Annotated in this window: 10 protein-coding genes; all 10 read right to left on the bottom strand. The window is 42.5% G+C overall.

What is annotated here, in order from left to right:
- Positions 1-187: 187 nt before the first annotated feature.
- The 10 genes from K429_RS0109685 to K429_RS0109735 all read right to left on the bottom strand — a co-directional run bounded on the left by K429_RS0109685 (position 188) and on the right by K429_RS0109735 (position 13759).
- A complete protein-coding gene (locus tag K429_RS0109685) occupies positions 188-1033 on the bottom strand; it encodes an FAD:protein FMN transferase (protein WP_007211163.1) in 846 nt (281 codons plus the stop codon).
- Between the two features lie 82 nt (positions 1034-1115).
- Positions 1116-2456 (bottom strand): DUF1080 domain-containing protein, encoded by a 1341-nt coding sequence (locus K429_RS0109690; RefSeq protein WP_026366763.1) that lies wholly within the window; start codon positions 2454-2456, stop codon positions 1116-1118.
- 38 nt (positions 2457-2494) lie between these two features.
- The gene (locus K429_RS0109695; RefSeq protein ID WP_007216643.1) at positions 2495-3913 is read right to left on the bottom strand and encodes a Gfo/Idh/MocA family oxidoreductase; all 1419 of its coding nucleotides are present in this window, start codon (positions 3911-3913) and stop codon (positions 2495-2497) included.
- A gap of 41 nt (positions 3914-3954) precedes the next feature.
- Positions 3955-4203 (bottom strand): hypothetical protein, encoded by a 249-nt coding sequence (locus K429_RS0109700; protein ID WP_007211166.1) that lies wholly within the window; start codon positions 4201-4203, stop codon positions 3955-3957.
- A complete protein-coding gene (locus K429_RS0109705; protein WP_026366764.1) occupies positions 4200-5492 on the bottom strand; it encodes a Gfo/Idh/MocA family protein in 1293 nt (430 codons plus the stop codon). Before K429_RS0109705 ends, K429_RS0109700 begins: the two co-directional genes overlap by 4 nt.
- A gap of 151 nt (positions 5493-5643) precedes the next feature.
- Positions 5644-9594: a two-component regulator propeller domain-containing protein gene (locus K429_RS0109710; RefSeq protein WP_026366765.1), complete on the bottom strand. Its 3951-nt coding sequence runs from the start codon at positions 9592-9594 to the stop codon at positions 5644-5646.
- Positions 9595-9615: 21 nt separating this feature from the next.
- Positions 9616-11433, bottom strand: coding sequence for a glycoside hydrolase family 2 protein (locus K429_RS0109715; protein ID WP_026366766.1), 1818 nt, complete (start codon positions 11431-11433; stop codon positions 9616-9618).
- 240 nt (positions 11434-11673) lie between these two features.
- On the bottom strand, positions 11674-12129 hold the full coding sequence (locus K429_RS0109720; protein WP_026366767.1) for a DUF2589 domain-containing protein: 456 nt from the start codon (positions 12127-12129) through the stop codon (positions 11674-11676).
- 236 nt (positions 12130-12365) lie between these two features.
- Positions 12366-12998 (bottom strand): DUF2589 domain-containing protein, encoded by a 633-nt coding sequence (locus tag K429_RS0109730; protein WP_026366768.1) that lies wholly within the window; start codon positions 12996-12998, stop codon positions 12366-12368.
- Between the two features lie 53 nt (positions 12999-13051).
- A complete protein-coding gene (locus tag K429_RS0109735; RefSeq protein ID WP_026366769.1) occupies positions 13052-13759 on the bottom strand; it encodes a DUF2589 domain-containing protein in 708 nt (235 codons plus the stop codon).
- Positions 13760-13876: the final 117 nt, after the last annotated feature.

A 13876-nucleotide genomic window follows, 5' to 3' on the forward strand; every position in this document is an offset into this window, starting at 1 on the left:
GACACAGATATTGTACAAACAGGTCTTATTCTTGCATACAGAATACCCGAGATGTACTTGCTCCGTATCAAATCCGTAGTTTCTTCGTCCAGAGGTACTTCTGAGCGAAGAATGTACGGAGCAAGTACGGCTCAGATACGACTCAGATACGATTTAAATATCCCACTACTTCAGTTGAGAAGTTGTTTTAGAGATCAAGAATCAAACGCGGACGGAACTCCGCTTCCAGTATTTCCCGCTGACGGGCATCAGCTACAAATAAACCGGTCGACAAAACTTCGCCTATGGCACCATTGTCCGTAACCACCGCTACTTCTCTTTTCCCTTCCACCGGTTTTCCGTTCCGGGGATTAATAATATGTTTTCGCTCATGCGAATCATTACCGGAAGTAGTGAGGCATTCATTCTGAAGAAGCAACTCCTGCGGTTTCCTCCCGTTTAGAACAGCGCCCTGTCCAAAACCGACCTTCCATCCATCAGCCAAGGGATGATGCCCAAAAGCCAATACAGAACTGTTTCCCATATTGATCAATGCATCCTTCACTTCATAATGTTGCAGTAATTTCCGTGTTTTTTCCAAAGCATATCCTTTCAGGAATCCGGAAAGGTTGATAGTCACTCCCGGTTGCAAAAAGAGAAGGGTACGCTCCTGAGGTGATAGTTGAACACTACGGATTAAATTGGGTGTATAATCAGCCGAATGAATAGTTACATCAAAACATCCAGCGGTACGGGTATAGCAATCTACACAGAAAGTAAGCATATCATAAAGCTCGTGGCTGACCTGTTGCGGATGTACAGAAGCAGTCCGGTTCAAATATGCCAGTTCACTATCCGCATCATAATAGTTGGCCATCTTTTCTAAACGACACAGCATTTTGTACACCGCATCGACTACCGACAGTAAAATGTCCTCCCCCTGCCTGCCACACAGCATTATATCGACACGTGTATGCATAGATGGAAACCAGGCATAAAGCAAGCCACCCTGAGAAGGTGAATATTTATAAAGATGTTTAATAACGTCCGGCATTTTCAAGTCTGTGTTTCCTAAAGAAAAATGAAAGGGCAAGCCACAATTCTGCAACTCACCCTTTTCAAAGACATACTATTAATTACAACTCTTTGATCTTTATATTCTTAAACCAAACTTCATCGCCATGGTCTTGCAGAAGAATGTTTCCAGACTCTGAATTACCGAAGTTAGGCCAATCTCTATACTTGCTATATGCAACCAGTGCATCCCACATCTGGTTCTGACGTGTGTATTCGATGAGCTTCACACCATTCAGCCAATGCTCTACGCGGTCACCTTTCACGATAATCGTAGCCGTATTGAAATCTTTCTTGTTGAAAGGTTTATCTGCCGGAGCAGGAATCAAATCGTAAAGTGAACCCAATGTACGGTTTCCTTTCACGCCCAATTTAGCATCAGGATGCTTATCGTCATCAAGAATCTGAAACTCGCAACCAATAGCCGAACCGGCTCCTTTATTCATATCGGGGTTTACGAAATATTTCACTCCACTGTTAGCGCCTTCAGTAATCTTGAAATCTACTTTCAGGATAAAGTTTTTGTATTGGCGGGTACTTACGATATCGCCACCGTTAGCAGATTCAGCACCACCACTCTTCATCACTTTCAGGATGCCGTTTTCCATTTTCCAACCCTTTTCAGGGAAAGAATTCAATTTGGCTCCTCTCCAACCTTCTGAAGTCTTACCGTCCCAAAGAAGTGTCCAACCTTCTTTTGCTTCGTTCGGAGAGATGGTATTGGGGATAACATTTATCTCCGGAGCTTTCCGGTCTGTCTGGTAGCGCTCTACGTCTGTTGTACAAATGCGGATATTCTTCCAACTGACTGTTTTTCCTTCATCGGCAGCATTACCGATAGCATGTACCTGCAAAGCAATAAAACCGGCAGGGGTCATATCGTCCCAGATATTGGCACAAGGCACTCCATTGATCCAGGTAGCGATAGAATTACCTATAGCCTCGATACGAGCCTTATTCCACTCATTGTTCTTGAAAGCACTTTTAGCTGCCGGATTTTGTGTCAGCGGATAAAGCCAGTTGCGACGGGCCTCATCATAGATGCCACCCGACCAGGCACGCTTAGAGGGATCAATCTCAAACTGATAGCCGTGCACGCGTCCTTTCTGGTAGTCTTTCTTGCTTTCACTGCGCAGCTGCACACCCGAATTCAAGCCATCATCTACTTTGAAATCAAACTCCAGGATAAAATCACCATACGTCTTCTTTGTAGCCAGAAATGTGTTAGGTGTTCCCATCTTCGAAATGCCGACAATAGCACCATCTACCACTTTGTATTCGGCTTTACCATTCAGCTTCTTCCAGCCACTCAGGTTCTTCCCATTGAAAAGCGGCTCCCAGTTTTGCGCCGAAACCACAGATGCACAAAACACAAACAAAAGCAACAAATAATTCTTTTTCATATTGATATTTCTTCTATTGATTATTTAATACTATGCAATTACAGTTTATAGAACTCATCCCATCCTTTACGAGGCGGTACGCCGGCCAACATTGCATTCGCAAACTCATTATTTGTAATCTGCTTGGTGCGAGGATCAAAGAATATTTGCGTATTGAGACGTTGAGCAATCACTCCTAATGAGAATACCTGCCCCAGCACACCGTTAATTTCAAACGGTGAGCGGGTCTTTTCCTGTCCCATACAAGCCAACAGGAAATTTTCGAAATGATTCGACGGACTCTTAGGTACTTCCGGCAGTTTACCTGCCATTTCCTTAGCTTTCTCCTCTGGTATTATGGAAAGTGTGCTGCCATGGCTTCCACCCTTAAATATCAAATCCTTTGTATAAATAATCTTTCCGGGGTTCAGACTGGAGGCCGGCGTATCTCCCTGATTAGTTGCAGGAATATTAGGATCTAAACCGGATACCCCATAACCGGCAGGGATAGGAGGAAGATTGTCCAGACCATCATACCATGTAATGTCAACCGGCGGCATACCCTTACGTTGAGGGAAACGGAACAGGATAGTGGAAGAATAAGGGAAGAAATAGTCATTATGTCCGTTGGCATATTTCATAGACACTTCGTAGGGCAATCCCAATTCCAGGAATTCGTGAACCGTATCCAGGATATGTGCACCCCAATCACCCAGACAGCCCATTCCAAAATCGTACCAGCAGCGCCACTGTCCCAAATGGTAGTCTTTGTTATATTCGTGATAAGGAGTTACTCCCAACCAGGCATCCCACTCCATGTCTTTCGGCAGTTGCTGGCCGGAAGGGAACTTATAGATATTGGTATCCCATTTGTGCCAGCGACGGGGATTATTCATGTGTGCCGTCACAGCCGTTACATCCTTGATAATACCGGCATCCATCCACGCCTTGAACTGAAAATAGTTAGCTTCCGAATGTCCTTGGTTACCGACCTGTGTAGCCAGGTTCGGACGTTTCAGTGCAGCTTGCATCAGCAATTCTCCTTCATAGAAAGTACGTGCCAGAGGTTTCTCCACATACACATGTTTACCTGATGCCAAAGCCAGCATACTGATAGGGAAATGTGAATGATCGGGAGTAGCTATGGCTACTGCATCAAAATCATTGCCCGCCTTGTCAAACATCTGACGGAAATCGCGGAAACGTTTCGCCTTAGGATACTGGTTCATCACTTTCTGGGTGTGAGCGGCTCCCATATCCACATCGCACAGAGCCACAACTTCTACCATACCGGTACGGGCAAAATCGTTTATAATCTGCTCGCCACGGTTTCCAATGCCTATATAGGCAATCTTCACTTTATCCGTCACTTTCCTTTGCGTCGTGGAAGCACGGGCTCCCAGCACATCACCGGCTCCGAATGCCAGTCCGGCAGAAGCCATTGTCATCGTTTTCAAAAAATCTCTTCGTGTCGTCATATATCATTGGTATTAATTAAGTTACTGAGTCTTGATCATCTTCAGGCCGCATTTCTTTTCTTCAAAAACAGACTTCTTATCCCATAGAACAGAATGCGCAGGATTGTCCAAAAGACATAAAGCACGCCCGAAAACGCGAGGACATAGAAAAAGGATGTCAGCATCTCCGAGAAAGGTGTCTCATAAGAAATTATGGCATACAGATTTGCCAGATTGCCTATAATGAAGCACGCCAGCAAAGTCAGCAGTTCTATCTTTTTCCGGCGGGCAGTAATGACTGTATTTTTCATACGGCTTCAGGTGTTTTAGCTTGATGATTCAGGTAATTGATTTTATATTCATCGGGGAAGTATAGTACCCGTTCTTCCTGTAAGGCCTGATCGCCCAACAGGCAAAGCATACTTGCATAATAGCCCTCTTCAGCTATGCGTTCTGGCTGCCTACGGGTAATAACAGCCTCAACAAAAGCTTCTAACAACAAAGAAGTACCATCCGATTTAGGTCGTTCTCCCAGAATAAATTCCCCTTTGTTTTCATTGGCAGTTTCCGGTGCCCAGCTAGTTCCGGCAAAAGGTAAGGAATCAAACACTTTATTCTCCCATTCGTTAATCATCTGCAAAAATCCAGGTGCAGGAGGAACACTTTCAAAGAAGTATTTACCTTTCTCCGGTTCCACCGTCCCCAGATTACCCATGATTTGTTCTTCCAAACCATAGAATTTATTGGATATGACAGAATCAAATGTCATCTTCACTCCGTCATCGAACACATATATGCAACTTACATTATCATATACTTCCCTACCGTCTTTCCAATAGGTGATAGCCCCATGTCCCATCACTTTCTCGGGAAGCTTTTGCAGTGCCCAACTCCCTATTTGCAACTGATGGCAAGCCAGTTCAGTCATCAGTCCTTTGGAATATTCGCGATACAGACGCCAGTTAATCAGACGTTCCAGATCAGGTGAAGGCACTTCCCGCCTCCAGTCTCCATTCCGGTTCCAAAAAGTACGGATGGCGTTTATCTCACCGAAAGTACCGGCATGAATCATTTCCATGGCCTTAATGTATCGCGGATCAAAAAGACGTTGCTGCCCGGTAAAGAATACTTTCTCCGTACTGATGTGCTTATTATAGATGCGGAAACATTCTTCCATCGTAAAGCCTATAGATTTCTCACAGAACACGTGCTTGCCGGCATCAAAAGCATCCAGCACTATTTGGCAATGGGAGTTAAGAGGAGTAGCTACCAGTACGGCATCAACGGTTTTATCTTCCAGTATTTCCCGGTAATCGTCATAAACTTTAGCTTTCGGAGCCAATTCCAGTGCTTTTTCAATAGAAGGCTTATAGATATCGCACAATGCCACAATTTCTACTTTAGGATTCTGTACCAGAAAGCTCATCAAAAAACGTCCTCTTGAACCCGGACCGATAATAGCCAGACGGCACTTTTCACCGGATGTTTCTACAACTTCCGAAAAAGCAGAAAGCCAAGGGCTTGCCGATAACAGCACTCCGGCTCCAATCATCCCTATATCTTTCAGAAACTCTCTCCTGCTGATCAATGTATCTTTCATAATATAATCTTTAAAATAAAGCCTATTTCCCGTCTTTTACTGAAGGCGGAACAGCGATATAAAATGACAGTCCAAAAATAGCAAAATATTGAGATATAGAGTATAAATATTTATCCAAACAATGCGAAAATAGTACCAATCGCCCCTGTTGTCACTTTATAAAGTCCTTAGGCAGAACTCCAAACTGCTTCTGGAAGCATTTTGTGAAGTAAGAAGGGGTATTGAACCCAGTCATGTAACACACTTCATTGATCTTACATTCTCCTTCCTGCAACAGCTGTGCCGCCTTCTTCAGACGTTCCAGACGAATGTAATCATTCGGGGTCAAATCCAATATCCCTTTTATTTTCCGGTTCAGGCTCGAACGGCTCATATTCAGCAGGCTCGCCATATCATCAAGACAGAATTCAGGATTTTGCATATTGGCCACAACTACTTCTTTCAATGTTTTAAGAAAGGTTTCGTCTGCTTTAGTCATCGCCATACTGTTAGCTTGTACAAAAGGAGAATGAGCAAAAGAAACCCGCAACTTCTCGCGGTTACTCAACAAGTTAGACACACATACTCTCAGGTATTCCACAGAGAACGGTTTTTCTATGTAAACGTCCGCACCAAGCCTCATACCTTCTATTTTTGCCTGAAGGGTGGTTTTAGCTGTCAATAATATAATGGGAATATGACTATAATCGAGCTCCGACTTCAGATGTTCACACAGTTCCAATCCATCCATCTCGGGCATCATAATATCAGAAATAACCAGATTGACCGTATGTTCTCCCAACACTTTCAACGCTTCTATACCATTGACGGCTGTCAGCACCTGATATTCCGATGACAATTGTTTAGTCACAAACAACCGCATCTCCAAACTATCTTCTACAACCAACAGGGTATACCGGCATTGTTTACGACCGGTTTCCGGTTCTCCTTCTCCGGATAATTCTTCATTCATTACCGGTTCTTTTCGTTCTATTGTAACAGTTTGTACATGCTTCAACGGAAGTGACAACAGGAAACAATTACATTCCATGGAATCTTCCATGTATAATGCACCTTCATGCAGTTCGGCAAGCAAACGGGCTAATGCCAACCCAATACCGGTACCGGATACAGAGCTCAAGACTCCCTCCTTATACTGGATGAACGGCTTAAAAATCTCTTCACGCATTTTTGCCGGAACAACAGGACCGTCATTACAAACCGAAAACAACAGTTTATCTTCTTCCACATACAGCCTAACGCGGATATAAGTTTCAGAATACTTGATGGCATTGGAAAGCAGATTACTGATAATCTTGGTCAAGCCTTCCTTATCGACCGAAGCATACACCGTTTCGGGAGAGTCAATAACAAATTCCAATTCTTTCTGACGTGCCGAAAGTCTAAAACGTTTACACGTCTTTTGCAGGATATCCGACACATCACATTCCACAAAATTCAGTTGGAATCCTTGCGTCTCCGTTTTTCTGAAATCGAGCAACTGATTGACCAAATCGAGCAGCCGATTTGTATTCAGGTCCATTATCTCCAAATCATCCCTGATTTCATCGGATACCGATTTGGACGACAACACATTCTCAAGCGGACTCTTTATGAGTGTAAGCGGCGTACGTATCTCATGAGCTACATTCGTGAAGAAATCTATTTTAGCCGTGTACAGTTCCCTCTCCTTCTCACGCTCAAACTTCTCCATGGTCTGCTGATGCTTCTGTTGGGTCCTTCTCCTAAAATAGAAAATAACGGCAACCAGAGAACATAAAGCCAATAGTACATAAACGACATAGGCCCAGGTAGACAAGTAAAAAGGAGGTCGAATACGTATTTTAAGCACACGTTGCGCTTCATTCCATTTACCGTCGCTATTAGATCCCTTTATACGCAACGTATAACTTCCGTAAGGCAGATTGGAGTAATTGATCATGGAGTTCCTGCCTACCGTATACCATTCACTGTTAAAACCCTCCAGCTTATACTCTAACCGATTCATCTCGGGAGCCTGATAACTTAAGGCAGCCACCTGAAGAGAAAAGGAATTCTGATTGGCATCAAGCTCTATTTCATCTGAATAAGTAATGCTCTTCTCCATAGGAGAATCCGGACTATCCACTGATAACCGCTTGTTGAACAAGTAAAAATCAGTAATGACCACCGGAGGAAGAAAAGTGTTCTCTACAAAAGTTTCTGGGTCAAAAGCTATAAACCCATTGATACTGCCCAGGTAAATACGTCCTTTTCTGTCACAATATCCGGACTGGAAATTAAACTGATTGCTCAACAATCCGTTGGCCGTGGTATAGACATGCTTGCTCTCTGTCTCCGGATTGAAGCAGACAAGACCGTTATTAGTTGTAAGCCAGAGATTTCCCCGCTTATCCTCCACCATCTTATAGATAGTATTACTTGGAAAACCTTTCGACATATCATAGCGGGTGAAGTTATCCGTCTCCGGATTATAACGGCAGAAGCCCTCACCCAAGGTCATAAACCACAGACATTTTCTGCTGTCTTCATAGATACTGATCACCTTATTGTAAGAGAGCGAAGCAGAGTCTTTTTCATTCGACAGGTAATTTTTCCACTTCTGACTTCGGACATTATAGCAAAAGACTCCATTGGAGAAAGTAGCAAACCAGAGATTGCCGTTGAAATCCTCCAATATATCATAAGTGAACATGCTCTTCAGTTCAGCAATGCGTGTAAAGTCGTCAGAAGAGCGGTTGTATTTCAGCAGACCGGCCGTTGTACCGATCCAGACATCGCCTGTAGTGGTTTTGCAAATGGTAAAAGCATCATTAGCGGACATAGAGTTCTGAGTTTTACCTCTGGAATAATGCTTCACTTGCCTGGTATGCAAATTCACCCGATTTAACCCACCGGAAAAAGTGCCCACCCATAGATCATCTCCATCCAGACAAAGTGCATGAACATTTTTGTAAATGGCAGGATGATCAAAAGGCACTATTTTACCGTTTGCAGGGTCATAATTGAATAATCCCTTATCTTCGGTACCTATCCACAACGTACCGTCATTGCTTTCGCATATTTCTCGTACCCGACGCCCGAAGTGCCTGAGATCATCTCTTGGATAGAATTTCTCAAAATAAGTCCATTGATATGGATAATAGTTCACACCACCGAAATATGAACCTATCCACATACCATTTTCCTTGTCACGGCACAGTGAATAAATGGCGTTATCCGACAATGCATAAGAATCATCCTGATCAGGAACCGACAGATGTGTCACCTTATCATTTGCCAGATTGTATATATACAGACCAGATTCCGTACCTACCCACAGCTCATCATCGGATTTGAATTGCAATACGCGTACATAAGCGTTCAACAATCTGCGAGTTTTGCCGGTGGTAAAGTTTATCTCAGTCAATCCGTTAACCGAAGCTATATAAACGCAATTGTGCGGCCCACTGACATGCCAGTTAATGATATCTCCTTTAAATATCTCATTGCCATCTGCATCCTTAAAAGGTTGTAGCGGACTTTCAAAATTATCCTTTGTGTAGTAAAGATTGTCAGCATACAAAGCCAACCAGCAGGTACTTTCGTTAAGCCAGAAACGAGCTACATTGGACATGCCCGAATCATGCAGATAATTCCGTAACCTTTTCTCATGGTTGTAGCAAAACAAGCCCTGATTCTCCACCGATATCCAAATATTATCGTATTCATCGCTTCCAATCATGGTTACGAAGTCTTTAATGACAGTTCCTTTATCACTTGTCTGATTGAAAGCTGTGAAAGAATCAAGCACCGGATTATAGATAAAGACTCCCCCATCCGTCCCTATCCAGATATTCCCTTCATGGTCTTCATAAAGTGCAGTAATGAAATTCTTGCCTAAACCGGAATTTTCCTTTTTGTATACGCGGTAAGATAGACCATCATAACGGTTCAGGCCGTCTTTAGTCCCAAACCACATAAAGCCTTTCCTGTCCTGCAAAATCTGATATACCGTATTTTGTGAGAGACCGTTCCGGATGTCCATTGTCTTAAAATAGTAATGAACAGCATTTTGTGCATATGACGGCAACGCCGTCAATATGCACAAATAAAAGAAAAGCTTTATAATCGTTCGGTTCATAACCTCCTCCTTCCCGGAAGATTACTTTTTCAACGAATTACAGATACGTGTATTTATTTCTTTAGCACGCTTTTCATCCAGTTTAATAACCTTACGGTCATAGGTCATCAGGCCATTCACTTCCACTTCCACGTCAGTAGTCTGCGTATAGACAGCTGCGGAGAATCCTCTGTCTACCATCTTATACAGCATATCGGCATACTTCACATATTCATCCGTAGCTTCTTTGGAAGAATTAAACTGAACATAACCCCAGTTACGGTTCGGCTCCCAGATATGATCCTTCAGAACAAGACCGATGCCACCGTATTCACCCAAAACAGTTGCACGCTGAGCATCATACAAGTACATCTCAGGTGCCGGATAATTATGCAGGTCAAGCATATCACCACAAGTATAATGGTTACCGCCACTTGCTGGATTCACCAAACGGGTCGGATCATATCGTTTCGTCCATTCAGCAATTTCAACGGTCTTAAACTGTCCCCAAGCCTCATTAAATGGCACCCAGGTACCAATGCAAGGATAAGAATACAGACAGTCCATTATTTCTTTCCATTCTTTGCGATAATAAGCTTCTGATTCGGCTGAACGCTTCATTTCCGTACCATCAAAGTACTTCCGGTTCTGCCATTGCGGGTTGCGGTCACCACTCGGCATGTCTTGCCACACAATAATTCCAAGCTGGTCGCAATATGTATACCAACGGGCAGGCTCTACTTTAATATGTTTACGGATCATATTATAACCAAAATCTTTTGTCTTCTGAATGTCGTACAGTAAAGCTTCATCCGTAGGAGCCGTATACAGACCGTCAGGCCACCAACCTTGATCAAGCGGGCCAAACTGGAACAGCGCTTCATTATTCAGTTCCAAACGTACGATACCATTGGCATCCCTGCGAGTGGAATATTTACGCATGGCCGCATAGCTATCCACCTTATCCACAATCTTATTCCCCTCTTTTAAAGTAACTTTCAAAGTATAGAGAAAAGGAGAATCAGGGCTCCACAGTTTTGCATTTTCAGGCATTGCCACTTCTACAGGTTCCCCATTAATACTCTTACCGGCAGCAATTAATTGATTACCATCATACACATTCACCTCCACGAAGTCTGATGTGCTGTTGGTGTTCAGTTCAGCTTTTACCGTTAACAGATGACGGTCAATATCAGGAGTAATACGAAGATTCTCAATATGTTTACCAGCAACAGGTTCCAGCCATACAGTTTGCCAGATACCTGTTACAGGAGTGTACCAGATACCTTCCGGTCTGCTGACTTGCTTACCACGTGGTTGAGGGCCTCTGTCCGTAGGGTCCCAAACCTTTACAACCAGACGGTTGTTACCTTTAGCCGACAAAGCAGGAGTTATATCAAAGGAGAATGGAGTAAATCCTCCGGTATGACTTCCAACCTTAATATCGTTCACCCATACATCGGTTTTCCAGTCAACGGCACCAAAATGTAGCAAAACCTGTTTTCCTCTCCAGGCTGAAGGTATCTCAAAGCTCCGCTGATAGATTACTTCCTGATTTTCGTTCACTCTTTTTCCTACTCCGGACAAAGACGATTCTACAGCAAAAGGTACGAGAATTTGGCCTTCAAAATCCGTTGGAATACGTCCACCTTTATCAATAATAGCATAATCCCACAAACCATTCAGGTTTTTCCAGTCATTACGCTGCATGATGGGCCTTGGATACTCGGGCAATACATCGGAAGGATTGATCTGTTCTGCCCACTTTGTCTTTATTCTATCTCCGGCCGGTTTCCATTGAGCCGAACTCTCCAAAATAAAAAACGTTACTAAAAATAACGAGATGAATAATTTTTTCATGGTATGTAACTCTATTTAATGTTTGGAAGCAAAGTTAGCTACAAATTTATTTTCAGAATAACGCAATTGACTCAATAAATGCAATAATCTTTCCATTTATTCGCTAAGATAGAAAGATACACGAGAAAAACATACCAATTTGTGAGATCCAATAGCAAAAAATAAAGGAGATGGGAAATTATAAAAACAAGAGGTTAACACCTTGCAAAGACTTAATTCTCAAGAAAAGCTCCTTTTCTGTCAGGTTATCTGTCGTTTCAAAGCATTTGCATATCCCTCGATAATCAATTCCAACCCATCCGTTAATTCTTGTGGCGAAATAACAATCTCCAATTTTCCCACCGTAGCATTTTCTGATATTTTTTTATTAGGGAAGCTGATCTGTAGTTCATCGTTTATAACTTCCAAGGCAAATTCTGCCGTAACAGTAGCCTTCTCTATTTTAGAAGCCGTAACAGGTACCAATGTGATTAAAGGGACCTGAACTGTTGTAGTAGTAACTGCTCCGGTATCATCCAAAGCAGGATATTCAAGTTGCACTATCTTCGGAACCAATGCCCCTTTATTTTTCCCCTCCCCGCCAACAGGCTTTTCAAAATACTTATCCAGCAAACCTTCATTCTTATCCATCAGTGAGTCGCTGGCACTTACAATGGCATGATGGATAGCCTCTACAAACAATTTAAAGCTAATCATATCGATGAGTTTTATGATTCGACATTATGCTATTTTACTTTTTCTGAGGTGCCATCTTCTTCAACTTTTCAAAGTTGTCGACCGCCTCACTCACTACTGAGCGACTTTCCGACGCCAACCCAATCGCCGCTTGACAATTAGGGCATGAGAATTGCACACCTTGAATTAGCAAATGCAAATCAATGGGTATTTGAGTCCTACATACCGGACATGGGATATATTGATCTATCATACTTCTATTCTTCTTTTTCCGACTGTTTATCTATCTTTTGTATGGGCTGTATCGATTTTGTATACAAATCAAGTAAAGTCAATACTCCTTTAGGCAAAGGTAATCTGCCCGCATGTATATTCACTTTAAGACGGCTCGACAAAGTACTATCATATTGTTCACGGAAGTTTTTCTTATATTCCTGTTTGGCTGGAGCAATTCTTCCATTCAGAACCGCCTTCTTCTCTACAAGCTGCACACCCGCATTTACTTGCGATTTATAATCATAAGAACCCACCGATGTGATTTCCAGATCAAAGTCCACATTGATCTTATCTATTGCAAGAGAATTTAAAGGCAATAAGCACAGTAAAGGAACCTGAAAAGCCATTTTGTTGATAGAGATGTATCCTGGATCAGTGGGTTGTTTCGTATGATCAACAACCGGCTGACTCAGTACCATCTCTATCATAAGAGGTTGTCGCAAGTTGCTTCCCTCCTCTTTTGTGAAGCAATAATCAAGCAAGAACTGAGCCTGCCCGGTCAGCATCATAACATTGGCTTTCGAGGCCGCCACCAAAGGTGCGCCAATGATTGATTCAATGTTAAGTTCTGCCCCAAATTGAGGTTTGAATGTACCTTGCTCGTTTTCAGACATAATCGTTTATTTCTACTTAATATTAGATTTCTCCGAAAGCTGGAATTTTATCATTAAGTTGTTGTATCTCCTCCAGCATTTCCATTTCCAGTATTTCCTCCTTCAGGTGTCTTCGCAGGCGTCAATTCTATAGGCTGAATTGCTTGCGTAAATGCTTCAATTATAGTATTTACTCCTTTAGGAAGCGGCAGCTGACCAGCATGTACATTTACCGTATATTTGGCAGAATTGCTCTTTTCATAATGTGTATTATGAGTAGCAGAATCCTTTGAAGAATAACTGGCTGATCCTTTTATAGATACAGATAGCGGTCCCCAACCCAATTTAGTTTCAAAGCTACCGGAACCTGAACTTGCGCTTTCAGATGTTTTGTTATCGTCTTCAGAGAAACTGGATTTTACTTCCATTTCAAAATTAATATCCACAGTTTCCACAGCTAATGAATTAATTGGCAGAATAGTCAAAAGAGGCAAAGTGAATTTTGTAGAAGCAGGGGTAACAGAAACCTTTCCATCTTTATCCTCTAAAATAACACTTCTAGTAAGAATCATATCAATCATGATAGGCTCATACTGGGGCGGAATTGTTTTCCCATCTTTATCCTCCTTCGCCATGTTGAAACAAGTATCCAACATAAACCTTGTTTGCGTAAGAGCCATTGCAGAATTCGCCTTAGCGGCTGCATTCAAAGGACCTCCGATTAAGCTTTCCATTGGCAGCCCGGAGAATTGCTGCGACATCGACAATAAATTTGTATCCATAATAATGCGTTTTGAAGAAGTTATTAAATATGTTAACTAAAACTCAGAAGTCTCTTAATCCATCTTTTTATGCATTCGAATAAGCGAGCAAAAAATCCTTTTTTCCTCTTAGGCTTT

The organism is Bacteroides sp. 14(A) (assembly GCF_000526555.1).
In the GTDB taxonomy this organism is placed as follows: Bacteria; Bacteroidota; Bacteroidia; order Bacteroidales; family Bacteroidaceae; genus Bacteroides; species Bacteroides cellulosilyticus.